Source organism: Embleya sp. NPDC059237 (assembly GCF_042754105.1).
Classification (GTDB): Bacteria; Actinomycetota; Actinomycetes; order Streptomycetales; family Streptomycetaceae; genus Embleya.
The window spans coordinates 232,938-257,662 of sequence record NZ_JBHZAE010000013.1; the positions used below are offsets into that span (position 1 = coordinate 232,938).

Genomic DNA, 24,725 nt, shown 5'->3' on the forward strand with positions numbered 1-24,725 from the left:
TCCTCACGCGAGGACTCGGGCGTGTCTTCAATCTCCCGCCGAGCACCACGACACCCGGCACCGCACCTCACCGCCCCGGAGAAACAGGCGAATGGAACCACTATGCACCTGCTTCTCCGGCACACCGATGCACGGCATCCGCCCTTCGGGCTCCTCGCTGCGCTCACGCCGCGGAGCTCGACGAGAGATCGAAGACACGCCCTAGTGCGATGCCCCGTCCCGCATGTCACGAACCACCTGGAGACACCGTGCAGTTGACCCCGACCGAGCGCGATCGGCTGCTGCTGTTCACGGCAGCCGAGCTGGCGCGCCGTCGCCGGGATGCCGGGTTGCTGCTGAACATGCCCGAGGCGACCGCGCTGATCGCCGACACCGTGTGCGAAACGGCCCGCGCGGGACACCGGCTCGCAGACGCCGTCAAGGCCGCCCGCCGTGTGCTCGGCCCGGACGACGTGCTGCCCGGCGTCGTCGACCTGGTCACCGAGGTGTACGTGGAAGCCGTCTTCCCCGACGGCACCCGACTTGCCGTGGTGACCGACCCGTTCGGCCATCCCGGCTACGGCGACGCCGCGCCCGGCGCGGTGATCCCGGCGACCGGGGCCGTCGCCGGGCCGGAACCGGTGACCCGGATCATGGTGCGCAACACCGCCTCGGTGCCGATCAGTGTGACCTCACACTTCCACTTCTTCGAAGCCAACCCGCGCCTCGACTTCGACCGGGCGGCGGCCTACGGCATGCGGCCGGCGGCGCCCGCGGGCGTGTCGACCCGGTTCGACCCCGGCGCCGACGTCGAAGTCGGCCTCGTGCCGATGGGCGGCGCGCGCGTCGCGATCGGCTTCGCCGGCCTGGTCGACGGACCGCTGGACGCGCCGGGCGCCAAGGCCGAGGCGCTGCGCCGCGCGGCGGCGTGCGGCTACCTCGGCGCGGCCCCCGGCGCCGGCGATGCCCCGGGCGCGGCTGCGCCGAAGCCCGGGCGCGGACGGGAACGCGCATGAGCGGCGCCCCCCTCGACGCCCGTGAGTACGCCGCCGTGCACGGCCCCCGTGCGGGTGACCGGATCCGCCTGGGCGACTCCGGTCTGGTGGTCCGGGTCGGCTCCGACGCACAAGCCGGCGGGGACGAGTTCCTCGCGGGTTTCGGCAAGACCGCCCGGGACGGCCTGCACCTCAAGGCCGTGACCGTCCGCGAGACCTGCGACGTGGTGATCAGCAACGTCGTGGTGATCGACGCGATCCAGGGCATCCGCAAGGTGTCCATCGGCATCCGCGAGGGGCGCATCGCCTCGATCGGGCGGGCCGGAAACCCGGACACCCTCGACGGCGTCGACGTCGTCGTGGGCACCGGCACCGCGATCGTGTCGGGGGAGGGCCTGATCGCCACCGCCGGCGCCATCGACACGCACGTCCATCTGCTCAGCCCGCGGATCATGGAGGCGTCGCTCGCGTCGGGCGTGACCACGATCATCGGCCAGGAGTTCGGCCCGCTCTGGGGCGTCGGCGTCAACTCGCCGTGGGCGCTGCGGCACGCCTTCAACTCCTTCGACGCGTGGCCGGTGAACATCGGCTTCCTCGGCCGCGGTTCGGCTTCCGACCCGGCGCCACTCGTGGAAGCGCTCGCGGAAGGTGGCGCCTGCGGGTTCAAGGTCCACGAGGACATGGGGGCGCACGCCCGCGCCCTCGACACCGCGCTGCGGGTGGCGGAGGACCACGACGTGCAAGTGGCGCTGCACAGCGACGGGTTGAACGAGTGCCTGTCGGTGGAGGACACCCTCTCCGTGCTCGACGGGCGCACCATTCACGCCTTCCACATCGAAGGCTGCGGCGGCGGTCACGTCCCGAACGTCCTCAAGATGGCCGGGGTCGCCAACGTCATCGGCTCGTCCACCAATCCCACGCTGCCGTTCGGGCGCGACGCCGTGGCCGAGCACTACGGCATGATCGTCGCCGTCCACGGCCTCAAGACCGACCTGCCCGGCGACGCCGCCATGGCGCGCGACCGCATCCGGGCGGGGACGATGGGCGCCGAGGACGTCCTGCACGATCTGGGCGTCATCGGCATCACGTCGTCGGACGCCCAGGGCATGGGCCGCGCGGGCGAGACCGTGCGGCGTACCTTCGCGGTCGCCGGGAAGATGAAGCACGAGTTCGGCCCGGCGCACGGGGACGGCCCGCACGACGACAACGCGCGTGTGCTCCGCTACATCGCCAAGCTCACCATCAACCCGGCCATCGCGCACGGACTCTCCCACGAGGTCGGGTCGCTCGAGGTCGGCAAGTTGGCGGACATCGTGTTGTGGCGCCCGGCGACGTTCGGGGCCAAGCCGCAGATGGTCCTCAAGTCCGGTTTCCCGGCCTACGGCGTCACCGGCGACCCGAACGCCGCCACGGACAACTGTCAGCCGCTGGTGATGGGTCCGTTGTTCGGCGGACACGGCGCGACGCCCGCAGACCTGTCCGTGGCCTTCGTCAGCCGAGCCGCCGCGGACGCCGGGTCGGCCGACCGGCCGTACGACGGCATGACCACGCGCCGCCGCCGGGTCGCCGTCCGCGGCACCCGGGGCATCGGCCCCGCCGACATGGTGCGCAACGCGCGCACCGGCCGGGTGCAGGTGGACGCCCGCACCGGCCTGGTGACCCTGGACGGCGCCCCGCTGCACTCCGAACCCGCGGACGAAGTCTCCCTCAACCGCCTGTACTTCCTCTGAAATCCCCGCCATCCCCGGAACCCGTCGGCCCGCACCGAACCGCGCCTCACCGCGCACGACGAAACGAGAAGCCCATGACGTACCGAATGCCGGCCGAGTGGACCCTTCACGACGGCTGCCTCATGGCCTGGCCCACCCGGCCGGACCTGTGGGGCGAGATGTTCGACCACGCCAAGCACGAGTACGCCGCCGTCGCCCGCGCCATCGCCGAGTTCGAGCCCGTCACCATGGTCACCGTCCCCGGTGCCGCCGAGGACGCTCGCGCACTCTGCGGCGACGGCATCCGGATCATCGAACTGCCCATCGACGACTCGTGGTTCCGCGACTCCGGCCCGATCTTCGTGCTCGACGAAGCCGGCTCGCGGGCGGGCGTCGACTTCCGCTTCAACGCCTGGGGCGGCAAGCACCATCCGTGGGACGCCGACGACAGGATCGCCGCAGCCCTGATCGACGCGCTCGGCGACCCGCCGATCGACTCCCCGATGATCCTCGAAGGCGGCGCCATCACCGTCGACGGCGAAGGCACACTCATCACCACCGAGCAGTGCCTGCTGCACCCCAACCGCAACCCGGGCATGACCCGCGCCGAGATCGAGACCGAACTGAAGGCGCGGCTGGGCGTCACCAAGGTGATCTGGCTGCCGTACGGCGGGCTCCTGGACACCGAGACCGACGGACACGTAGACGGCGTCTGCGCGTTCACCGCCCCCGGCAAGGTCATCGTGCAACTGCCCGCCGACCCGGCGCACCCCGACTACGCGCGCATGCGCGCCAACCGCGCGGTACTGGAGGCCTCCACCGACGCGCAGGGACGCCCGTTCGAGATCGTCGACGTCCCCCAGACGGCGTTCGTCGCGTGGGGCGGCAGCGACATCGAGGTCTGCTACCTCAACTTCTACATCGCCAACGGCGGCGTGATCGTTCCTATCGCCGACCACCCCGAGGACGCGGGTGCGCTCGCGATCGTCCAGTCCGCCTTCCCCGACCGCAAGGTCGTCGGCGTCCCGACCCGCACCGTGGCGTTCGGCGGCGGCGGCGTCCACTGCATCACCCAGCAGATCCCCGCAGCGCACCCGACGACCACCGAAGGGAACCTCCGATGACCAGACCCGGGCCCACCCCCCTCGGACGAGCGCGACGGGCCGCGCCGCCCGCGGTCGCCGCCGTGGCCGCCCTCGCCATGGTCGCGGCCTGCTCCGGACCGCCCAAGCACGACCCGGCCCGACAGGCCGCGAACTACCGACTCTCCCCCGGTACCCCGCCGGCCAAGGGGAACATCGACTCGTTCCGCTGGGCGCTGTACGCCGAACCGCTCTCCCTGGACTACATCACCGCGTTCGACTATCCGCAGAACACGGTGCTGTCCAACGTCTGCGAGAGTCTGATGCGCTGGACGCCGCAACTGACCCTGGCACCGGGCCTGGCCGAGAAGGCGGCCAACTCGGACCCCACCACGTGGGTCTACGATCTCAGGCCGGGCGTGAGATTCCACGACGGGTCGGTGATGACCGCCGACGACGTCGTCTACAGCTTCGGCCGCCAGATGAACCCCGACCTGGGCGCCGCGTGGGCCGAGTCGTTCGAGAACGTCGACACCGTCACCGCGACCGGACCGCTCCAGGTGAGCGTCAAACTCAAGCAGGCCGACTCCCTCTTCCCCCAACTGATGGCCACCGCGGCCGGCGTCGTGGCGAGCAGGAAGGGCGTCGAGGCCGCCGGCAAGGACTACGGCACCACCGGCGGCCTCGCCTGCACCGGCCCGTACAAGCTCGGCGGCTGGGCCAAGGGCCAATCCCTCGAACTCGAACGCTTCGACGACTACTGGGGCAGCAGGGCCAGGGCCAAGCACGTCGAGTTCAAGTTCCTCACCGACGCGTCGGCACGCACCAACGCGATGCTCGGCGGCGAGGTGGACGGCGGCTTCCTCATACCGAGCGAGAGCTACGAGCGGCTGCGTACCAGCGGCAAGGGCACCCTGTACTTCGGCGAAGGTCTGAGCACCCTCAACGTCAACGTCACCAGCATGAAGGGCACCCTCTCCGACGTCCGGGTGCGCAGGGCCCTGTCAATGGCCCTGGACCGGCCCGGGATCGTCAAGACCGCGCTCGCGGGCAACGGCACACCCACCACCTCCCTCACCCCGCGCGCCGCCTGGGCCGGTGCCCCGGACGACGCGAAGTCCGCCGCGTTCGACCGCCTGCCGTCGAGCACACAGGACATCGAGCAGGCGAAGAAGCTCGTCGAGGAGGCCGGCGCCAAGGGCAGGACGGTCACCGTCGCCACCAGCCCGATCGGCCAGGACGTCTCCCTCGTCGCCACCGCGATCCAGGACGCCGGCGCCAGGATCGGCCTCAAGGTCGAGTTGAAGACCATCGCCCCGGACGCGTTCTCGGCGCTGTTCACCGACCCCAAGGCCCGCGAAGGCATCGACATGTTTCCGGAGACGTACTACCTGTCCGTCACCGACCCGGTCGATCTGCTGCGCAACTTCCGCACCGGTGGCTACCAGAACCACGCCGGCTACAGCGACCCCGAGTTCGACACGCTGGTCGCGAAGATCACGGAGACCTACGACCCGGCGCAGCGGTTCGCGCTGGAGGCGAAACTCCAGCGGAAGGCCGCGGACGACGTGCTGTGGATGCCCATCGCCGAATGGCCGTCCACGGTCTTTTTGAACAAGAAGATCACCGGCGCGCCGACGACCATCGCGTACATGTACTACCCGTGGGCGGCGGATGTGGGGGCCGCGGGGTGAACTTCGTGAGATTCGCCGTCCGGCGGCTGCTGGAAATGGCCGCCACCTTGCTCGGCGCTTCGTTCGTGGTCTTCGGCGCGATGTACCTCGCGCCGGGCAATCCGGCGAGTTTCCTGCTGGGAGGGCGGTCGGCGTCCCCGGCCGCCCTCGCGGCGATCGACAGGCAATACCACCTGAACGACCCGTTCATCGAGCAGTACGCGCGCTGGCTCGGGAACATCCTGCACGGCGACTTCGGCCGTTCGATCGAATACCGCACCGACGTGTCCCACCTGCTCTCCTCCCGCCTGCCCACCACACTGCTGCTGGTCGGCATGGCCCTGGTCCTCGTGGTGCTGCTCGGGCTCGCGCTCGGCTGGGCCGGCGCCGTGCGCGGCGGCGCGACCGACTCCGCGATCCTCGTCGGCACCACCTTCGCGATCGGCACCCCGGCGTTCGTCGCGGCCATCCTGCTGCAAGGCTTCCTCGCGGTCGAACTCGGCTGGTTCCCTTCCAGCGGGAGCGGCAGCGGCGACGGCATCGGCGCCATGCTGTGGCACCTGACCCTGCCGGCCATCGCGCTCGCGCTGTACCTGGTCGGGATGCTCGCCCGGGTGACCCGCAGCGCCATGCTCGAGCAACTCACCTCCGAACACGTCGCCGTCGCTCGCAGCCGCGGCATCCCGGAACGGCACGTCATCAGCCGTCACGTCTTCCGCAACGCCCTCGGCGCGGTGCTGACCACCGCCGGACTGATCGTCTCCAGCCTGCTGGTGTGCACCGTCCTCGTCGAGACCGCGTTCAGCGTCGGCGGCGTCGGCCAACTTCTCGAACTCTCCTCCACCACCAAGGACTTCCCCGTCGTCCAGGCCATCTCCCTCATCATCGTCGCACTGTTCATGACCGTGAACCTGATCATCGACCTCCTGCTGCCCGTCGTCGACCCGCGCATCACCCTGGGAACGAGGGCCACCGGATGACCATGACGCTCGTACGCCGCCCCGGACTCGCGCGGCTGCGCGCACCCGGCCGCGGTCCCCTGTACCTGGCGAGCGCCGGCTTCGTCGGGCTCGTCGTGACGGTCGCCGTGCTCGCGCCGTGGATCGCCCCGCACGACCCCAACACGGTGGAGCTGGGCAACGCCCTCGCGGCAGCGTCCGGCGACCACCCGCTCGGCGTCGACGCGGCCGGACGCGACACGCTGTCCCGACTCGTGGTGGGCGCCCGCACTTCACTGCTCGGCCCGCTCGGGGTCGTGGTGTTCTCCACACTCGCGGGCGGCGCCGTAGGCGTGGTTGCCGGGTGGCGGGGCGGATGGCTGGACTCGCTCCTGTCCCGCACCACCGAACTGACGCTGGCCTTCCCCGGACTGCTCCTCGCGATCCTGTTCACGTCGGTATACGGAGAAGGCCTCCTCGCCCCGGTGGTCGCGCTGTCGATCGCGTACCTGCCCTATGTCGCCCGGCTGGCCCGCTCCCTCGTGCTCACCGAACGCGAACGCCCGTACGTGGCGGCATATCGCGTCCAGGGCCACTCGGCCACCGACGTCTGCCTGCGGCACGTGGTCCCCAACATCGCCCCCGTCGTCCTGGCCCAATGCACCGTCAACTTCGGCTACGCCCTCATCGACCTGGCCGGCCTGTCCTTCCTCGGACTGGGCGTACCCGCCCTCACCCCGGATTGGGGACGCATGGTCTTCGACGGCAAGTCCGCCATCCAGAGCGGCTACCCGCTGTCCGCGATCGTCCCCTGCCTGGTGATCATCCTGACCGTCGTCGCGTTCAACGTGGTCGGCGAACGCTGGGCCGACAAGGTCGCCGGGAGGAACCGATGAACACCACGAAGCACAACCCGGCGGGCAAGGCGCCGTCCGCGGCCCATGAGGTTTCCCACGCCGCGCTGGACATCCGCGGCCTTCGCATGCGCCTGCCACGCACCGCCCGACCGGTCCTGGACGGCATCGACCTGACCGTCGGCACCGGCGAGACCGTGGCCCTGGTCGGCGAATCCGGCTCCGGCAAGACACTCACCTCGCGCACCGTCCTGCGTCTCCTGCCCGCCGGGGCCGGCACCGAGGGCACCGTGCACGTGGCAGGCGACGACGTCCTGACCATGAATGCCCGACAACTGCGCCATCTGCGCACCCGGACCGCGGCCATGATCTTCCAGGACCCACGCGCCGCCATCAACCCACTGCGCCGCGTCGGCGACTTTCTCACCGAGAGCGTGAGCCTCAACAAGCTCATGACCCCCGCCGCCGCACAGGCCCGCGCCGGCGAACTCCTCGAAGCCGTCGGACTGACCACCGACGTGCTGCGCCGATACCCCGGCCATCTCTCCGGCGGCATGCTCCAACGAGTGATGATCGCCGCCGCCCTCATGGGCGACCCGACCCTGCTGCTGGCCGACGAACCGACCACCGCGCTGGACGTGACCACCCAGGCCGAGGTCGTCGCCCTGCTCGGCGATCTGCGCGCACGCTTCGGCACCGGACTGTTGTTCGTCACCCACGACCTGGGCCTCGCGGCGGCGATCAGCGACCGCGTCTACGTCATGTACGCGGGCCGTATCGCCGAAACGGGCCCCGCCGCATCGGTGTTCGCCCGACCCCGCCACCCCTACACCAAGGCACTCCTGGACTCCACGCCCGGACTGGACGCCCCACAGGACCGACTCGCCGCCATCGACGGCCAACCCCCGGACCTGCGCCGGGAACTGGCCGGCTGCCCCTTCGCACCGCGCTGCGCCCACGCCTCCGACCTGTGCACCACCGAGGCGCCCCGAAGCATGCCCGCGCGCGGCGAACCCGCACACACCGCCGGCTGCCACCACAGCGACCGTCTCGAAGGGACGCCCGGCAATGCCTGACCCCCTCCTCGAAGTCCGCGGGCTGTTCCGGACGTTCGGCGACGTACGAGCCGTCGACGACGTCACCTTCACCCTGCCGGACGGCGGCTCTCTCGGGATCGTCGGCGAATCCGGCTCCGGGAAGACCACGACGGCCCGCATCGTCGTCGGACTGGACCGCGCCGACGCCGGGCACGTCCGCGTCCGCGGACAGGACCGCACGACGCGACCTCGAGGCCGCGCCGAACGCCTCGCCCGCGCCCGTCAGATCCAGATGGTCTTCCAGGACCCCTACTTGTCACTCGACCCGCGCACCAGCGCCGAGGCCGTGCTCCGCGAGACGCTCAAACTGCACCGGCCCGGCACGGATCCGGCACCGCGGATCCGCGAGCTCCTCGACCAAGTCGGCCTCGGCACCCGGGCCGCCGCCGCGCTCCCCCGCGAACTGTCCGGCGGACAGCGGCAACGCGTCGCCATTGCCCGGGCACTGGCCGTCGAGCCCACGATCCTCGTCCTCGACGAGGCCGTAGCCGCACTCGACGTGTGCGTACAGGCGCAGATCCTCAACCTGCTCGCCGACATCCGCGACGCCACCGGCATCGGCTACCTGTTCATCACCCACGACCTCGGCGTGGTCCGGTGCGTCACCGACCACGTCATCGTCATGCGCCGCGGCCGGATCGTCGAATCCGGACGCACCGCCGATGTACTGGCCCTGCCGAACCACGCCTACACCCGACTGCTCATGAACTCCGTGCCTCGACCGGGCTGGGACCCACACGCCATCGGCGCGGCACGGCGCGCACTCCGGAACGACGACACGACAGCGTGATACGGCTTCGCCACCCCGGCCCCGGCCCCACGGGCACCGTGCGTCACCCGATCCGACGCGGCGCGGGCGTTTCGGGCGTCCTTCGCGAATTTGCGGGTACAGGCTGCCGACCGGATCCCCCGGGGATGACGGTGCCACATCCGCCGAGTCGACTTCGGAGCCGCCATGTCCGTCGCGTGGTCCCGTCGTGCCGCGTTGAAATCGCTCGCCGGATTGGCCGTGCTCGGGTCCGCAGCGTCCGCGTGCGGGGATTCGGGCGGATCCGACGCGGCGAAGCCGTCGACCGCGCCGTCGCCGCACGCCTCGGGGACGGCGGCGCCGCAGTCCCCGCCGGCCTCGGTCGGCGGGCGCGTGTTCGGAGCGGAATGGGAGCGCCACGAGCGGACGTTCATGTCGTGGCCCTCCTCCGCGGCGATCTGGGGCGACGACCTGGGGCCCGTGCGGGACGACATCGCCCGGATCGCCCGCGCCGTCGCCGAGCACGAGCCGGTCGTCCTGATGGCTTCCCTCGGCCAGGAGAACGCGGCGCGCGACGCGTGCGGAGGAGGGGTCGAGGTCATCACGCTCGCCGTCGACGACCTGTGGGCGCGCGACACGGTCCCGGTGTTCGTCGAGGACTCCGGGACGGTCACCGGGGTGGACTTCAACTTCAACGGGTGGGGGAACAAGCAGCCGCACGGGGACGACGCGAACGTCGGCCGGACCCTGCTCGCGCGCTATGGCATTCCGCGGGTGGTCGCTCCACTCGTCGCCGAGGGCGGGTCGTTCGAGACCGACGGCCGCGGCACCCTGATGGTGACCGAGAGCTCGGTGGTCAACGCCAACCGCAACCCGGGCAAGTCGCGGCAACAGGTCGAGGACGAACTCCGGCGAACCCTGGGAGTGACCCACGTGATCTGGTTCGCAGGTGTGCGGGGCGAGGACATCACCGACGCGCACGTCGACAGCCTGGTCCGGTTCACCGCGTCGGGCGCGGTCCTGCTCGACCGGGCGTTCCCCGGGGCTCCCCCGGACTCCTGGTCCCGCGCGAGCGACCAGGCAAAGGGTGTCCTGACCGACGCCGTCGACGCCGCCGGCAAGCGCCTGGACGTCGTGGAGCTTCCGCAACCCGATCCGGACGCGATCACCGGGCACGGCGCGAGCTTCGTCTCCTCCTACGCGAACTTCTACGTGGCCGACGGCGCGGTGTTCGTGCCCCGGTTCGGCGACGTCAGGGCCGACGACCGCGCGCGGCAGATCCTGCGCGACCACTTCCCCGGCCGCACCGTGGTGCCGCTGTCCATCGACGCGATCGCCGCGGGCGGCGGCGGCATCCACTGCGCCACGCACGACATGCCCGCCCCGCCGTCGCCCGCGGGCCGATGACCGGACCCGGCGGCCGATTCGGCGGGACGGGGACGGACGCGCCCCGCGAGGCCGCGCCGCCGGACGTGGGGACCTGGCTGGTGGTGGCGGGGCGAACCCGCGTCGGGCGATCCCCGCTGTCCTGTCGTCCCCGCGCGGCGCGCGCACGGCGCCCAACCGCTCCCGAATCGGAGAGGCGTATGCCCGAACAACCCTCATCCCGCAAAGGCCTCCTGCGGCGTGCCGCCGAGTGGGGCGCCGCCGTCGTCGGCGCCGGGCCCGCGTCGGCGGGCACGGCCGCGGCGTCGGTCGACGAAGCACCGCGACGTCGGGTACCCGCCGACGACGTCCCCCACGCACGCACCTGGATGTCGTGGCCGGCGAATCGTTCGATCTGGGGCCGCCGACTCGGCGGTGTGCAGGCGGACATCGCGCTGATCGCCCGGACGATCGCCGCGTTCGAGCCGGTGGTGATGTGCGCGATCGACGAACGCGCCGCGGCCGAGGCGCGCGCCCGCTGCGGTTCCGGTGTCACGGTCACCGCCGAGATCCCCACCGACGACCTGTGGATGCGCGACACGTGCCCGCTCTTCCGGACCGGCGACACGGGCGGACTCGACGCGCTCGGGCTCGGCTTCAACGGCTGGGGCCGCAAGCAGACCCACCGCAACGACGCGCGCGTCGCCGAGTACGTCGCCGAATACGAGGGTCTGGCCTTCGGTCGCGCGGACTTCGTCGGCGAGCCGGGCGCCGTCGAGACCGACGGCGACGGCACGGTCATGGCCACCGAAAGCAGCCTGATCAACGCCAACCGCAACCCGGGACTCGACAAGGCGCGGATCGAGGCGGCGGTGCTGCGGGCGTACGGAGCCGACACGATGCTGTGGGTACCGGGCATCAAGGGCCGCGACATCACCGACGACCACATCGACGTCACCTCGCGCTTCATCCGGCCCGGCGTCGTCATGGTTCAGGTTCCCCCGGGTGACCGCGACGACGTCTGGGCACGGGACGCGCGCCGGCAACTCGCCGCCCTGTCCACCGCGACCGACGCCCGGGGCCGGCGCCTCGCGGTGATCACCGTCGAAGGTCCGGACACACCCCGCTCCACCGAACGCGACCTCGTCGACTCCTACCTGAACTTCCACGTGGTCAACGGCGCCGTGATCACCGCGCAGTTCGGCGACCGCCCCAAGGACGAGGCGGCCCGCACCACTCTGGCCGCCGCGTTCCCCGGACGCACCGTCGTCCAACTCGACGTCGACCGGCTGATGGGCGGAGGCGGCGGCATCCACTGCGCCACGATGCAGCAGCCGGCCCGATAGCGCCGCGAAGGGGCGCCGGTGTCGCCGGCCGCCAAACGGGCAGGCGCTTGCGGCGGTCAACCGGTCGTGACGTCGTAGGCCACCAGGCCCGGTCGGCTGCGGCTGTCGATCGCGACCACGAGGGTTCCGGTGGCCACCACCCGCTCGGCCGAGCCGAGGACGAATTCCTGCGGGAGTGTGCCGGTCGCGACCACCGTTCCGTCACGGAGTCGACGCTCCCGCACCCGAACGTCCGGCCGGTCGAAAGCGGTCGACGTGCGCTCGACCGTGAATACGGACCCACCCTGGATCGCCAGCACCGCGAAATCCTCCACGGTGGCCAGCGGAACATGCCAGCGGACCGTCCCGGAAGCGGCGTCCAAGGCGACGATCTCGGTCGCCACCGTGCCACTCGCGTCGCGCTTGTCGGCCGTTGTGACGAAGGTGTCCGCGTCGCCGAAACCCAGCGTGGAGATCGTGCCGAACGGCTGCGCCAAAGGCAGTCCGCGGGTCCTGCCGCCATCGGGCCGCACGAAGACGAGGCCATCGGGCTTCGTCTCGTACGCGAACGTCTCCGCCTCCAGGGCCAAGTTCGCGTCGGGCAGGTCGATCCGGCCACGGACCCTGCCGGTGGCCGGGTCGATGTCGAGTATCCGGTAGGCGAGCGTCAGACGGGGATCCTCGCATCGCTCGCGAACGCGCAACGCGGATCGGGAGAGGGTGACGTCCAGCCGTTCGCAGCCCGCCTCGCGCCACGGGATTCGCCAGCGTTCGACACCGCCCGAACGATCGAAGCCGCGGATGCCGTCCTCTGCCGCGACGGTGGCCACATCACCGTGCACGGCCGCCAGATTCGGGCCGTCCGGTCGGCCGACCGTGTGGTGCCACAACAGGCGACCGGTCGCCATCTCGTACGCGGCTGCCTCCTCGCAGGTGGTCGGGCTCTCGAACGGCTTGCCGAACACGACCACGCCCACCCCGTCGCTGGTGGCCGTGTTTCCGTTCGACGCGTGGCACGGGACCAGATCGGGTGCCGGTGGTGCGGCGATCCACAACTGCCGTCCGGTCTTCGCCTCGTACCCCCGCACTCCCGAGGCATCGATCCGCACGATCACGTTGTCGTCGCTCCACACTCCCCACAAACGTGTGTCCACGCTCTTGTCGACGTTGTACGCGGTCCAGATCCGGTGCCGATCGCCCGCCGCGGTCACTCCCGCGACGCGCGCACCGGACGGCTTGCCCGCTTGGGCACTCGTGCGCGGCCGCGACCGATCCTCGTGGGCCGGCCCGAGCAGCCACAGGCCGGCCGGCACGCACAGGATCAACGCGACCACGCCGAAGGCGAGTACACCGGAACGCGATATCCGGGCGGGCCCCTTCTCGTCCGAACCTTCGCGTTCCGCGATGCGCAGGGTGGGCGCGGGCGGGAACGGGGCCGAGGTTTCGCGATCGTCCGCATCAGGTGTCACCCGCTCGTCGACCGAGGGCACCGCATCCTCGCCGCCGTTCGACCGCGCCGGCTTCCCCAACCGCGATTGCGCGGCGCGCGCCGCGGCGATGACTTCCCTCGGCGTCGGACGCCGGCCGGGATCCTTGGCGAGACAGGACTCCACGAGATCGCGCAGGAGTGCGGGAACACCGGTCAAATCCGGTGCCTGATGTACCGTCCTGTACACCACCGCGGCCTGCTGACCGTCCCCGAAGGGTTCGCGACCGGTGGCCGCGAACAGCAACACCCCGCCCAGCGCGAACACGTCACCGGGCGCACCCACCGGCTCGTCTCCGGTCAGCTGCTCGGGCGAGGCATACCCCAGGGTGCCCAACGCGGCACCGGTGCGGGTGAGTTCGTCGTCGTCGGCCGCGCGCGCGATCCCGAAGTCGATCACCCGTGGACCGTCTTCGGCCATCAGTACATTCGACGGCTTGAGGTCACGGTGCACGATGCCCGCGGCGTGGATGACGATCAACGCCTCGCCGAGCGCGGCGGCCAGGGTACACAGCCGCCCGATAGACAGCGGCCCGTCTCGGCGCACGAACGCGCCCAGAGCCGGCCCATCGACGAACTGCGTCGCCAACCACGGCACTTCGGCGTCGGGGCCGGAGTCGACGAGAGGCACGGTGAAGTAACTGAGGACCTGCTCCGCCGCGTTCACCTCGCGCCGAAAGCGAGTGCGGAAATCAGGATCCGCCGCGAACTCGGCGTGCACGACCTTGACCGCGACCCGATGGCCCTCATCGTCCTCGGCAAGGAACACGCGCCCCATGCCGCCGTGTCCCAGTCGCGCCACCAGCCGATACCCGCCGATTCTTTCCGGATCGCCCGGCTCCAACGGCTGCGCCCCGTCGCGCGTCATGGTCGCTCCTCACATCTGCGCACGAGGCGCCTACCCCTGCGGCTTCCACATCGTGACCACTCCCGGATCCGTTGTCCGGCCGGTGACCAGCATCAGATTGTTTCCCGCCAGTCGGGCCGCGGCGTAGTTGTAGGAGGCCTGCGAACCGCCTTCGAGCAACGTGCCGGCAGGGCGGGGCGCGCCGTCTGCCAGGGCGTACCGGGTCAGCCCGCGAGGCTCGTCCGCGGCGAGCGCCAGGACGCCTTGGTCGTCGACACCCAGGATGAACGTCTTACCACCCTCGGGCCTGCTCCGATGCCAGCGCACCCGCCCCGTGTCGGCGTCGACGGCGGCGATCCCCCTCGGCATCTTCCAGCCGCCCTCGGTGACCAGGACCACGACGGTGTTCTTCCAGCCGAAAACGGCCGGGGCGAGTTGGAGGTGGTTGCGCTCTTCGGGCGCCAACGCTCCGAAGTCCTGGGAGGTCTGCAGGCGAGGGCCCGGCTTGCCGTTCGCGTCGAACACGACGAGCGGTCCCGGATCGCCGCCGGGACCGGGCAGGCTCACGGTCACCGGTTCCGCGATCTCGATCCGGTCGATCGGTACCCCGCCGGGCAGCGAACTCGTCCAGCGCACACGTCCGTCCGCGACGTTCACCGAACGGATCGTCCGCGCCCGGTCGGTGCCCTTCCTGTCGCGGGGGCCGCACATCACACCCTCGGCCACGGTGGACGGCCCCACGACCGCGGTCTGCAGCGAACAGCCCTCCGCCGCGAGGTCGTGCTCCCATTCGAGGGCACCGTCGCGCAGGCTCCAGGCCGTCAGCACGTCTCCGGAGCGCAGGACGACTCGGTCGTGGCCGACGCCCACCGGCTGTGCCGAGGCATCGTTTTCGAAGTGGTCCGTGTTCCGGCCCGGGCGGGGCTTGTCCCACAACGCCTCGCCGGTAGAGATGTCCACGGCGACCACACGATCGCATGTGGGAATCCTGTTCACGACCGCGCCGAAGATCACGATCCCGACGTTGCCGTCGAGGTCGCGCGCCGCCTGGCAGGGGTACATGCCCGCCCCGGGCGGCCGTAGTGTCCACAACCGGCGGCCGGTGTCCGGATCCGTGCCGCGAACATCGGTGCCGCCGACACCGACCAGCACCCGATCGGTCAACCACGCGTCGATCGCGTAGGGCCCGTCCGCGCTCCCCGGCGGATTCGTCGTGGAGACATCCCGCGACGCGAACGTCTCGTTCCAGGCGCGCGTCCACGACGCCGGCGACGCGGCACCGGTGAGCGCGCTCGTGGGATCGGGAAGCTTGGGGGCGGGCGGGTACGCCGAGGCGGTGGGTTCGGCCGTCTCGATCACGGGTGGCCGCGCGGCCGGCGCCGTGGACGTGGTTGACGGGCCGCCCGCGGCGTCGGGTGCGGCGCCCTCGTCTCCGAGCGTCATCGCGACACCCGCCCCCACCGCGACGGCCAACGAGGTCACGGCCGCGAGCACGGGTCGCCATCGCCGTACCCGCACGGGTGCCGGCGACGGCGAGGCCCTGTACCCCTTCGGATCGAGGAACGCGATCACATCGTCCGGGGTCGACCGCTGGGCGGGGTCCTTCGCGAGACATCCGAGCAGGATCGGGAGAATCCAATCGGCCGCGCCTTCCAGGTCCGGTTCGCACGTGGTGACGCGGTACCCGACGACGTGAGCGGGTCCGACCCCGAACGGGCGACGGCCGGTCGCGGCGAAAGCGAGTACGGCACCGAGCGCGAACACATCGGCGGGCGGGGCCGAGCCCGCGAGGATCAACTGCTCGGGAGCCATGTAGCCGGGTGTGCCGACCAACACGCCCGTACCGGTCAGCTTCGTCGCGTCCGCGGCGCGCGCGATGCCCAGGTCGATCACCAACGGTCCCTCGTCGGCGTCCATCAACACATTGGAAGGCTTGAGATCGCGGTGCACGAGCCCTGCGGCGTGGATGTCGCGCAGCGCACCCGCGAGGGCAACTCCGAGGCCCCGTAACGCGTAGTCTCCGAACCCGCCCAATTCGTCGACCACTTCGCGCAACGAAGGGCCTTGCACGTAAGCCGTGGCCAGCCACTGCTCCTCCGCCTGCGGGTCGGCCGCCACCAACGGCACGAGGTGCGGGCTCCGCACCGCCCGCGCGGCGGCCACCTCGCGCGCGAAACGCGCGCGAAACGACGGATCCCGAGAAAGATGCGGGTGGATGACCTTGACCGCGACCGGCCTGCCCGCCGCATCGTCCGCCGGACGCGCGAGATATACCCGGCCCATGCCCCCCTCACCGAGCGGTCGCTCGACGAGATACGGACCTATCCGACGTCCCACACCATCGCGCCGCCCTGTGGGCGGGCTCCCCGTACCCATCGCAGGGATGCTACAAGAGGGCTTCCGAGAAGGGTCGTTCAGGGATACGAGGCGGCGAGGAACGCCCTCGCGGTCCGGCTCGCGACGACGGCGTCGCGCCGTCGGCCACCGGCCCTCTCGAACCGACCGAGACCCCACGGCGAAATAGCGCACGTCAGAAATACCTACCTTTCACCCATACCTCGATCACGACCGGCTGCGACCAGACCGATAAGCGCCGCCGTGGTCGGCGCGGCCGGCGAAACACGCCGGCTGATCAGGGCCCTGTCAGCAACGTGTTTCGGACGGAGCCGCGAAGCCGGCCTCGACTGAGACCGCGCCCACTCGGCGCCACCTGATCAATGCCCCGCGCCGAAAGCCGGACGGAGAGGTGTGCCGATCCCAGACGAACCGAAAGTGAACGAAGCCACCTGTACGAAGTCCGGTTCGGGTCGGAAGGATCGGTTCTTCTGCCCGGAACCAGCGTACGAGAAACGGCCGGAGGGTCCTTGTCGTGGCCTGCACGGTTCTTGTCCGTTCTCGCACGGCTTCGGGAGCGTGAACATTTCGATACTCCCTGGGAGGCATGCCGTATGCAGATCGAAAGGCCCGGCAGAAGTCGGATCACCGGCTGCGCGCGAACGGTCGTGGAGTCCACGCACACCGACGAGTCGATGTCGCCGGCCGCGTCCGCCCGGGCCTGCGCGGCCGTGCCGTCCGCGGCCCACCGGCGGAACCGGGTGTGCAACGTCGCCCACGACCCGTACCGCTCCGGCACGTACCGCCAAGCCGTGCCGGGAAACCTCCACACGATCCCGCTGAGCACCCTTCGGTCGTGCCGCCTGCCTACTTCGCCGCTGCGGACATCGACCCCGCAGGCGGGTTCGATCGATCGAACCATTCCTCGTGTGGCTTCTCGTCGAGGGCGTTCACGGGTACGTGGCCACCGCTCGAAATCAGGTCGGCCGGCTGTCGCTCATCGGTCGCCGGCGGTCCAGGGCAGTGCCGGGCGGCATGTGGCCGGGTCGGGTTCGGCGCGGCCCTTGTAGTTGAGAACCCGGCCGTCGGGGGTGCGGACACATTCCGCCGAACCCGGTTTCGGGATGTCGCGGTCGGAATCCCACACCAGCTTGCCCGCCGCGTCGTAGCCGCGGATCCGGGGAAGTCGCCCGGCCTGGAACGCATCGGCGGCCTCGTGCGTGTACCCGACGGTCTCCGCCGCGTACCAGACGCCGCCCGACATGATCGCCGCGCGCTCGCCGGTGCCCCGGTCCATGGTGATCCGCGCCACGGGGGCGTTGTAGCGGCCTGCGGCGTAATCGGTCCAGCCGGCACCGGACTTGGTACCGCCGCTGTTGTCCACCTCAATGGTCCCCGTCAGCAGTTCGATATCCGACTGGACCCACTGAGCCACGGGCGAAGTCGAACCCGAACAGTGCAACGCATGGCGTCCGGCCGGGTCGACCGCGACGGCGTAGATGTGCCCGGGCTCGGCGGCCTGCGGGCTGCGCACCGTGAAGTACGGGCGGTATCCGCTCGCGGCGGTGGGGGCGGGTCGGGAGAGGGCACACGCGGCGACGAATCGCGCAGCCTCGGCGTCGGACACCGCGATCTCCGCGGGTACCGGCACCTGCCCGAGCGGCAGCGGGCGACCCACGACGGAGGGCGCGGGGCCTGCCGCAGAGGGCACTGCCGACGGCGAGCCGGCCGGTCCCGGGTCCCGGGTGGCCCGGTCGTCGCCGGAGATCCCGAGCAGGACGCCGGTGACCAGGCCCGCGACCGTAGCCGCGGCGGCCAGTGGCAGCAGTACCCGGCGCGGCGGTATCAGCCGATCCTGAATTCGCCGTCGGATCGTGGGCAGTTGCGGTGGCCGGGAGTCGGTGAGGGGGAGGAGGGCAAGCAGTTCGGCGCGGCGGGCTGCGCTGTGCGGCAGCTCCCGCTCGGCCGGGATCGTGTTCGAGGACTTCACGATGTCTCCTCGGCGATGGCGTGGGTGTTGCGGGAGGACGGTGCGTGTTCACGCAGGTCGTCGCCGAGTCGGCGGCGCGCGCGATGCAGACGCGACTTGATGGTGCCCACGGCCACGCCCAGTGCGGTGGCGGCGGCCTGTTGGTCCAGTCCGCTCCACACACACAGTTCGATCACCTCGCGTTCGTGCGCGGGCAGGCGGGCGACGGATCCGCGCAACGCGACGAGGGCGCGTTCCTCATCGACGCGATCGGCGACGTCCTGGGCATGGTCGGGGACCGGTGACGGCGTGGGAAGGCGCTCCTTGAGCGCCTGATAGCGACGGCGAGCCCGCCCGCCATTGGCGGCGGTGTTGCGGGCGATGCCCAGCAGCCACGGCAGCGCGCTGTCCCGGTCCAGGGTGACGGCGCTTCGATGACGCCATGCCTGCAGGAAGACGACAGACGTCAGATCCTCGGCCTCGACCCACGAAGCGGTACGGCGGGACAGGTAGTTGAAGATCGCACGGGAGTGTCGGTCGAAGATGACCCCGAACGCCTCGGGATCACCTGCGCACGCCCTCTCCCACAACTCGCGGTCGGATATCGCGGTGATGGTCACACCCTGTCTTGTCCGACGGGCCACCCCGGGTTCCCGAGGATCGCACAACCGTCCGTACTCGATCCACACCCGTGCTGCGAGGCATCGGGGCCGCTGGTGGGCAAGCCGCTCTTGCAACTCGCCGCTCCGCACCAAGACGGCAGGGGCGCCCCGGACCAGGAGGAGAGGCCTGGCCCCGCTCCTCGTCGAGGTGGTCTCGCTCTACCGGGTCGGCAGGGCGATCACAGGACGAGCATGAGCTTGCCGCCGGGTCGGCGGGACCGACTGAGCTCGGCCGCTTCCCGGATCCGGTCGAGCGTGTAGGTGCGGGCGACCGGTACGACCAGGACGCCTTCGCCGGCGAGCCGGGCGAACTCGTCCATCCGGTCGTAGCGGATCTCGGTGGTGATTCGCACGCCCAAGTCGGCCGCGGCGGCGAAGTCCGAGAGGGTGAGGACACGGTCGGGATCCCCGGTCAGCTCGATCAGGGTCGGCAGCGACCCGCCGGCCGGACTGGGCTGGTCGGCGCGGTCGATCCGGCCCCCGGTCGGCGACGTGTCCAGGGCGCGGTCGACGCGGCCTCCGGCCAGTGCGCCGACGCGTTCGACCATGCCCTCGCCGTAGGCGGTCACCCGGGCGCCGAGCTCTTCCAGGGCGGCGGCCCGAGTCGGCCCGGCGGTGGCGATCACCCGAATGCCCCGGTACAGGGCGAGGCGCACCGCCGCCTCACCCACGGTGGTACCCGCGCCGTGGACGAGCAGCAGCTCACCCGGCCGGACGCCGAGGTCGTCGAGCGCGCGCCACGCCGTCTCGGCCGCCATCGGCAGCGCGGCGGCCTGCTCGGCGGTGACGCCTTCGGGGATGCGTGCCCAGGCCGGCATCAGCGCGTACTCGGCGGCGCCGGCCGTCGGGCCGTCGAAGGTGGCCGGGCCGAACACGCGGTCCCCGATCCGGACACCGGTGACGCCCTCACCGAGCGCGTCGACGGTGCCCGCGACCTCCAAGCCGAGCCCGCGCGGCAGCGGCGGCAGACGGTCGGCGAGGAGACCGTCGACGACATGCCAGTCGGCCGGTGTCAGGCCGCACGCCCGCACGGCGATCCGGATCCGACCGGGTTCCGGCTCCGGCTGTGGGACGTCGCGGAGCACGATCACGTCCGGGGAACCGAACCGGTCGAATTGGAGAGCCTTCATGCCGATCTCCCAAGTGATAACAGCATCTGTTGTCATCAACATATCAGCCGACGACAGCTTCTGTTGTCGTAACCTGGTGGGTATGCCGAGATGGGAATCCGACGCACAGGGTCGGCTGGAGCGCGCGGCGCTCGAACTGTTCGAGTCGCAGGGGTTCGAGCGCACCTCGGTCGCGCAGATCGCGGGCGCCGCCGGGCTGAAGGAGCGCTCCTTCTACCGCTACTTCCCCGACAAGCGGGAAGTCCTCTTCGCCGGTAACGAACTCGAGGCCCACCTCGTCGCCCGGTTCGAGGCGACCGACCCGGACCTCACGCCGATCGAGGCGCTGCTGACCGCGCTGAGAACCGCCGAGGAGATCTTTCGCCCGCGCGAGTTCCTGCTGCGCCGCGTCAGGGTGATCGCCGCCAACCCGGCACTGGCCGAGCGTGATCTGATCAAGCTCGCCGACATCGCCGACGCGCTGGCGCGGGCGCTGGAGCGCCGCGGCGTCGAGCCCGGCAAGGCACGCTTCGTCATCGACGTGGTGCTGGCGATCCACCGGCGCGCCACGGCTCGCTGGCTGACCGACCCGGACGCCTCCCTCTCCCGGCTCATCACCCAGGCCGCCGACGAGCTGCGCGAGGCGGTCGCGCCGCCGGCTCCGACGGCCCGCTGAGTCGGCCCAGGACTCCCGAAGCCGGCCGCAACGGAGCGGATCGGCCGCTCGGCGGCCGGTGTGTGTCCGTCCTCCCGCGTGTGCGCCGCTTCGTGTGTGACGAAATCGCTTGTGGGAAAAGGACGCTCGTCGAACAGGAACGGGTCCGCGTCGGCCCGGTTCGATCGAAGCCGCCGTGGGACGTCGCGTCCGCAGGACGAGCGGCACCCCGACCCTCGGGGCGAGGTTCGGGCATACCCGAAGGAGCTCAATCGCGCGGAACCGCCTCCGGCTCGTCCCCGGTGTGCCACGCAGGCGGCGCGACGGCGCCCGTGTGAGCGAGGCGGAGTTCGCGGACGAGCGCCCGCACGGCGGCGGACGCGGCGAGTTCGGGTGTGGTCACGTAGCCCACCGAGCGGGTGGGGCGTCCGGGGCCGAGATCGGTGATCCGCACAGTGGACGGTGCGGCGGCGAGGGAGAGAGCGGGCATGATGGCCATGCCGTGGCCGCCGGCCACCATGGTCAGGACGGCTCCGTCGTCCTCCGCCTCGATCGTGGCCCTGGGTATCCACTCCTGGATCGCCCACCACTCGCGGGTGTACGAGGAACAATTCTCGGTCCAGTCGACCAGCGGCAGCGAGCGGGGCGCGGGGTGTCCGGCCGGGTGCACCAGCGCGTAGGGCTCCTCCAGGAGCACGCCGGCGACCAACCCGGGCGGTGTCGGCGTCGCGGTCCCCAGGGTGGCGATGCCCACGTCCGCGCGTCCCGCCACCACCTCTCCGGCGGTGCCGGAGCCGACTTCGCGCACGATCCGCACCCGTGGTTCGATGCCGGGCCGGCGGGCGGCGAGGCGTTCCAGTACGGGCGGCAGCAGGTGGAGGGCGGCACTGCGGAAGGCGGCGATCTGCAGTGGGCCGTCGGCGGCCTCGTCGGTGCCCGTGCCGCGGGCCGCCGCGCGGGCGTCGACGACCAGGACGTCCAGCATCCGCAGTACGCGTCGTGCGTGCGCCGCGGCCGTCGTGCCCGCCGCGGTGGGCCGGGCACCGGTTCGACCGCGTGCGAACAGGACGGCGCCGACCTTGCGTTCGATGCCGCGCACGGCATGGGAGACGCCCGATTGTGTGGTGCCCAGCGTCGCGGCGGCCGCCGAGAAACTTCCCGAATCGGCGGCTGCGACCAGGATCCGAAGCTCCTGGGGGGAAAGCTCGGCGGGGTTGGTCATCGGGGCTCCCACCTGCGGACATGAGGGCTGCTCATGGATACGGATCGGTCATGAGGGCAACCCCCTGCCCCGCCCCGGCATTCCTGCCTACGGTGCGTGTCATGAACGCGCTCCTGCCGAACACCACGGCGGTCACCGTCCACCAGATCGCCCGCCCCGACGGCTTCCCCACGGCCGCGCACTTCCGGTTCGTCGAGGCGCCGCCTCCCGAGCCGGCGCGAGGCACGGCGTTGGTGGAGAACCTGTACTGGTCGGTGGACCCGTACCATCGCGAGATGATGGACGCCGAGTTCGCCCTCGACGCTCCGCTGGAGGGCCGTACGCTCGGCCGGGTCGTCGCCTCCCGAACTCCGGAACTGCCCGAGGGCACCGTGGTCTTCCACCGCCGAGGATGGCGTACCCATGCCGTGGTCGGTCCCGAGGAGACACACATACTTCCGGACCTGCCGGGTGTGCCCCTGTCGGCGCACCTGGGCCTGCTCGGCGGTACGGGGCTGACCGCGTACGTGGCCCTCACCCGTATCGCGCCGCTGCGCGGGGGCGAGGACGTGTTCGTCTCGGGCGCGGCGGGCGGTGTCGGTACCGCCGTCGGCCGTTTCGCCCGCCTGATGGGTGCCGGGCGGCTCGTGGGCAGCACGGGATCGCCGGCCAAGGCGGCGTACCTGACCGAACGGGCCGACTACGACGAGGTCTTCGACTATCGGAAGGGCCCGGTGGCCGACCTCCTCGCGCGGGCCGCCCCGAACGGCGTCGACGTGTTCGTCGACAACGTCGGCGGCGACCATCTCGCGGCAGCGGTCGGCGCCCTGCGGGAACGCGGGCGCATCGTGCGGGTCGGCACGATCAGCCAGTACAACCGGCCGGACACCCCGCCCGTGCGCTTCGACCACGCGGACTTCGTGAACAAGAGCCTGCGCATGGAGGGCTTCCTGGTGCGCGACCACACGCACGTACGGGACGAGTTGTACACGTTCGCGGCGTCCCTCCTGCGCGACGGGCGCCTGGTGTCGGACGAGACGATCGTCGTGGGTTTCGAACGCATCGTGGAGGCGTTCGTGTCCATGCTGGGCGGCGCCAACATCGGAAAGATGATCGTCGAGGCCGCGACGCGAGCACAAACGAGAACGTGACGCTCACCGGCCCGGGAAACATCCGGGAACACCCGACCCGACCATCGTCGACCGCGCCGCCCGATACACGGAACTCGACACGGCCGCATGGCGGATGCTCGCCGTCCTGCTGCCCTACGCAGGCGCGATGACGGGCCACGCCACGCGGCCCCCGCCGGGGCGCATCGAGAAGGCGAGCGTGCGCTCCGCCATCCGGTCGACACGATTTCGACCCGCGAGCGAAGTTCCGTCCGAGCTCGGTGCGGTGTACCTGGTCGTCCGTCACCGGCGGCATGGCGGGCACCCTCGTGGTCGGTGCGAGCCGTCGTCTCCGACGATTTCTCGTCGACCTCACCGGTCTCGGTCAGTCACCACACGTACATGGAAACCGGCATGAACGACGACCGCGCTCGGCCACACCCCGGTAATCGCACCGCACTCGCCGATGGCCCTCGGCGCCGGCTGCTCCACCGGCATACATAGCATGTATGGATGCTCGATCTTCGCCAATTTCAGGTACTCCGGGCCATTGCCTCGAGTGGTTCGTTGGTTGGGGCCGCGCGCGAACTCCACTATGGACAGCCGACCATCAGCTACCATCTCGGGGCGTTGGAGGCGCACTTGGGGGCCAAGCTGGTGGAGCGCAGTCCCACCGGGGCGGTCCTGACGGACCTCGGCGCGATGGTCCTGGAGCATGCCGGTGCCGTGCTCGACCGGATCGATGCGGTCGAGGCGGATGTCGAGGCCCGGATGAAACACGGTGTGTCGACGCTGCGCATCGGTGCCTTCCGCTCCGCGGCCTCGCGGTTGCTCCCCCAGGCTGTGCGGGATGCCGCGATCGGTTCGGATGTACGGCTCGAGTTGCTCGAGGCCGAGCCACTCGATCTGATCGCACACGTACGAGCCGGGTCCTTGCACTGCGCCGTGATCTACGACATCGGCGGAGGCAGGGCGGGATACGGCGCGGACATGCGGGCCGAAACCCTGTTCGACGATCCGTACCGGGTGCTGCTCCCCGCATCGCACCCTCAAGCGCGGACAGTGGGTCCCGTCGACATCGAACTGCTCGCCGACGACGGATGGATCGTCTCTCGCGGCTCGTACGACCCCAGCGACCAGACTCTTTTCGCGACGTGCCAGTCCCTCGGATTCCGACCCCGCACCGTGCTCAGAACCGACGACTACGGTGTGCTCCACGGCTTCGTCGCGGCCGGCACCGCCGTCGCTCTGGTACCCGAGCTCGCGTTGGAAGAGGGGTACGACGTCGTCGTCCGCCCTGCTGTGCAGATGCTCGGCTCTCGCAGTATCCGGTTCCTCGCCCCCCGTGACACACAACCTGCTCTGGTGGGGCGGTTGCGAGAGGAACTGCACCGCGCGGCAGCAACGCGAAAGACGCACTGACCGAACCGCATCACCCGGGCAGGTGTCGCGCAGCCTTCCATAGACCATATGGAGTGCCGTCGAAAGCTCGTCCATACCTGTAGTAGCGCAAGGCTGTGAGGATTTAAGCCGGTGCGGCGGCGTCCGCGGCGGGGAGGCAGCCCCGGCGCATGTGTACTCGCTTCCG

General features: G+C 71.0%; 17 protein-coding genes and 4 pseudogenes. 13 read left to right on the top strand and 8 right to left on the bottom strand.

From position 1 onward, the window contains the following. The first annotated feature begins 248 nt into the window (after window positions 1–248). The 9 genes and pseudogenes from ureA to ACFXKZ_RS34910 form a co-directional block, all read left to right on the top strand. A complete protein-coding gene (gene ureA, locus ACFXKZ_RS34870; RefSeq protein WP_380005963.1) occupies window positions 249–995 on the top strand; it encodes an urease subunit gamma in 747 nt (248 codons plus the stop codon). Continuing rightward, on the top strand, window positions 992–2,704 hold the full coding sequence (locus ACFXKZ_RS34875) for an urease subunit alpha (RefSeq protein ID WP_380005965.1): 1,713 nt from the start codon (window positions 992–994) through the stop codon (window positions 2,702–2,704). Before ureA ends, ACFXKZ_RS34875 begins: the two co-directional genes overlap by 4 nt. A 74-nt stretch (window positions 2,705–2,778) precedes the next feature. After that, window positions 2,779–3,807, top strand: coding sequence for an agmatine/peptidylarginine deiminase (locus ACFXKZ_RS34880; RefSeq protein ID WP_380005967.1), 1,029 nt, complete (start codon window positions 2,779–2,781; stop codon window positions 3,805–3,807). Continuing rightward, window positions 3,804–5,459 (top strand): ABC transporter substrate-binding protein, encoded by a 1,656-nt coding sequence (locus ACFXKZ_RS34885; RefSeq protein ID WP_380005969.1) that lies wholly within the window; start codon window positions 3,804–3,806, stop codon window positions 5,457–5,459. The genes ACFXKZ_RS34880 and ACFXKZ_RS34885 overlap by 4 nt, the downstream gene beginning before the upstream one ends. 5 nt (window positions 5,460–5,464) lie before the next feature. Beyond that, window positions 5,465–6,418: an ABC transporter permease gene (locus ACFXKZ_RS34890; RefSeq protein WP_380005971.1), complete on the top strand. Its 954-nt coding sequence runs from the start codon at window positions 5,465–5,467 to the stop codon at window positions 6,416–6,418. Further along, window positions 6,415–7,272 (top strand): ABC transporter permease, encoded by an 858-nt coding sequence (locus tag ACFXKZ_RS34895; RefSeq protein ID WP_380005973.1) that lies wholly within the window; start codon window positions 6,415–6,417, stop codon window positions 7,270–7,272. Before ACFXKZ_RS34890 ends, ACFXKZ_RS34895 begins: the two co-directional genes overlap by 4 nt. Further along, a complete protein-coding gene (locus ACFXKZ_RS34900) occupies window positions 7,269–8,306 on the top strand; it encodes an ABC transporter ATP-binding protein (protein ID WP_380005975.1) in 1,038 nt (345 codons plus the stop codon). The genes ACFXKZ_RS34895 and ACFXKZ_RS34900 overlap by 4 nt, the downstream gene beginning before the upstream one ends. Beyond that, on the top strand, window positions 8,299–9,117 hold the full coding sequence (locus ACFXKZ_RS34905) for an ABC transporter ATP-binding protein (RefSeq protein ID WP_380005977.1): 819 nt from the start codon (window positions 8,299–8,301) through the stop codon (window positions 9,115–9,117). The genes ACFXKZ_RS34900 and ACFXKZ_RS34905 overlap by 8 nt, the downstream gene beginning before the upstream one ends. A 165-nt stretch (window positions 9,118–9,282) precedes the next feature. Continuing rightward, window positions 9,283–10,443: pseudogene (locus ACFXKZ_RS34910) on the top strand (agmatine deiminase family protein); the annotation flags it as partial. Here the strand turns inward: ACFXKZ_RS34910 and ACFXKZ_RS34915 are convergent. Then, window positions 10,328–10,921, bottom strand: a pseudogene (locus tag ACFXKZ_RS34915) (hypothetical protein); the annotation flags it as partial. The pseudogenes ACFXKZ_RS34910 and ACFXKZ_RS34915 overlap by 116 nt on opposite strands. Here ACFXKZ_RS34915 and ACFXKZ_RS34920 point away from each other — a divergent pair. After that, window positions 10,803–11,786 (top strand): annotated as a pseudogene (locus ACFXKZ_RS34920) (agmatine/peptidylarginine deiminase); the annotation flags it as partial. The pseudogenes ACFXKZ_RS34915 and ACFXKZ_RS34920 overlap by 119 nt on opposite strands. A 56-nt stretch (window positions 11,787–11,842) precedes the next feature. Here ACFXKZ_RS34920 and ACFXKZ_RS34925 read toward each other — a convergent pair. From ACFXKZ_RS34925 to ACFXKZ_RS34950, 6 genes and pseudogenes are all read right to left on the bottom strand, one after another. Continuing rightward, entirely contained in the window at window positions 11,843–14,119 is a 2,277-nt protein-coding gene (locus ACFXKZ_RS34925) for a protein kinase (RefSeq protein WP_380005979.1), read from the bottom strand. 30 nt (window positions 14,120–14,149) lie between these two features. After that, entirely contained in the window at window positions 14,150–16,474 is a 2,325-nt protein-coding gene (locus ACFXKZ_RS34930) for a protein kinase (RefSeq protein WP_380005981.1), read from the bottom strand. A 613-nt stretch (window positions 16,475–17,087) separates the two neighbouring features. Continuing rightward, window positions 17,088–17,354 (bottom strand): annotated as a pseudogene (locus ACFXKZ_RS34935) (transposase); the annotation flags it as partial. A gap of 75 nt (window positions 17,355–17,429) precedes the next feature. After that, window positions 17,430–18,422 (bottom strand): hypothetical protein, encoded by a 993-nt coding sequence (locus tag ACFXKZ_RS34940; protein WP_380005983.1) that lies wholly within the window; start codon window positions 18,420–18,422, stop codon window positions 17,430–17,432. Beyond that, entirely contained in the window at window positions 18,419–19,021 is a 603-nt protein-coding gene (locus tag ACFXKZ_RS34945) for an RNA polymerase sigma factor (RefSeq protein ID WP_380005985.1), read from the bottom strand. The genes ACFXKZ_RS34940 and ACFXKZ_RS34945 overlap by 4 nt, the downstream gene beginning before the upstream one ends. Window positions 19,022–19,242: 221 nt before the next feature. Continuing rightward, window positions 19,243–20,193, bottom strand: coding sequence for an NADP-dependent oxidoreductase (locus tag ACFXKZ_RS34950; RefSeq protein WP_380005987.1), 951 nt, complete (start codon window positions 20,191–20,193; stop codon window positions 19,243–19,245). Window positions 20,194–20,275: 82 nt separating this feature from the next. On the opposite strand from ACFXKZ_RS34950, the gene ACFXKZ_RS34955 reads away from it, so the two are divergent. Continuing rightward, window positions 20,276–20,848 (top strand): TetR/AcrR family transcriptional regulator, encoded by a 573-nt coding sequence (locus tag ACFXKZ_RS34955; RefSeq protein WP_380005989.1) that lies wholly within the window; start codon window positions 20,276–20,278, stop codon window positions 20,846–20,848. A 247-nt stretch (window positions 20,849–21,095) separates the two neighbouring features. On the opposite strand, the gene ACFXKZ_RS34960 is transcribed toward ACFXKZ_RS34955, so the two are convergent. Next, window positions 21,096–22,049: a LysR family transcriptional regulator gene (locus ACFXKZ_RS34960; RefSeq protein WP_380005991.1), complete on the bottom strand. Its 954-nt coding sequence runs from the start codon at window positions 22,047–22,049 to the stop codon at window positions 21,096–21,098. A 101-nt stretch (window positions 22,050–22,150) separates the two neighbouring features. Here ACFXKZ_RS34960 and ACFXKZ_RS34965 point away from each other — a divergent pair, with 101 nt between their 5' ends. Further along, window positions 22,151–23,179 carry a zinc-binding dehydrogenase gene (locus ACFXKZ_RS34965; RefSeq protein WP_380005993.1) on the top strand — a complete coding sequence of 343 codons (1,029 nt, stop codon included), beginning with the start codon at window positions 22,151–22,153 and terminating at the stop codon, window positions 23,177–23,179. 471 nt (window positions 23,180–23,650) lie between these two features. Beyond that, entirely contained in the window at window positions 23,651–24,559 is a 909-nt protein-coding gene (locus tag ACFXKZ_RS34970; protein WP_380005995.1) for a LysR family transcriptional regulator, read from the top strand. Window positions 24,560–24,725 lie beyond the last annotated feature (166 nt).

What these genes read in the sequence shown, in the direction of transcription:
- ACFXKZ_RS34875 (WP_380005965.1), top strand. Translation starts at nt 992, where the DNA reads ATGAGCGGCGCCCCCCTCGACGCCCGTGAGTACGCCGCCGTGCACGGC.
- ACFXKZ_RS34880 (WP_380005967.1), top strand. Translation starts at nt 2,779, where the DNA reads ATGACGTACCGAATGCCGGCCGAGTGGACCCTTCACGACGGCTGCCTC.
- ACFXKZ_RS34885 (WP_380005969.1), top strand. Translation starts at nt 3,804, where the DNA reads ATGACCAGACCCGGGCCCACCCCCCTCGGACGAGCGCGACGGGCCGCG.
- ACFXKZ_RS34895 (WP_380005973.1), top strand. Translation starts at nt 6,415, where the DNA reads ATGACCATGACGCTCGTACGCCGCCCCGGACTCGCGCGGCTGCGCGCA.
- ACFXKZ_RS34900 (WP_380005975.1), top strand. Translation starts at nt 7,269, where the DNA reads ATGAACACCACGAAGCACAACCCGGCGGGCAAGGCGCCGTCCGCGGCC.
- ACFXKZ_RS34905 (WP_380005977.1), top strand. Translation starts at nt 8,299, where the DNA reads ATGCCTGACCCCCTCCTCGAAGTCCGCGGGCTGTTCCGGACGTTCGGC.
- ACFXKZ_RS34925 (WP_380005979.1), bottom strand. Translation starts at nt 14,119, where the DNA reads ATGACGCGCGACGGGGCGCAGCCGTTGGAGCCGGGCGATCCGGAAAGA.
- ACFXKZ_RS34930 (WP_380005981.1), bottom strand. Translation starts at nt 16,474, where the DNA reads ATGGGTACGGGGAGCCCGCCCACAGGGCGGCGCGATGGTGTGGGACGT.
- ACFXKZ_RS34950 (WP_380005987.1), bottom strand. Translation starts at nt 20,193, where the DNA reads ATGAAGGCTCTCCAATTCGACCGGTTCGGTTCCCCGGACGTGATCGTG.
- ACFXKZ_RS34955 (WP_380005989.1), top strand. Translation starts at nt 20,276, where the DNA reads ATGCCGAGATGGGAATCCGACGCACAGGGTCGGCTGGAGCGCGCGGCG.
- ACFXKZ_RS34960 (WP_380005991.1), bottom strand. Translation starts at nt 22,049, where the DNA reads ATGACCAACCCCGCCGAGCTTTCCCCCCAGGAGCTTCGGATCCTGGTC.
- ACFXKZ_RS34965 (WP_380005993.1), top strand. Translation starts at nt 22,151, where the DNA reads ATGAACGCGCTCCTGCCGAACACCACGGCGGTCACCGTCCACCAGATC.
- ACFXKZ_RS34970 (WP_380005995.1), top strand. Translation starts at nt 23,651, where the DNA reads ATGCTCGATCTTCGCCAATTTCAGGTACTCCGGGCCATTGCCTCGAGT.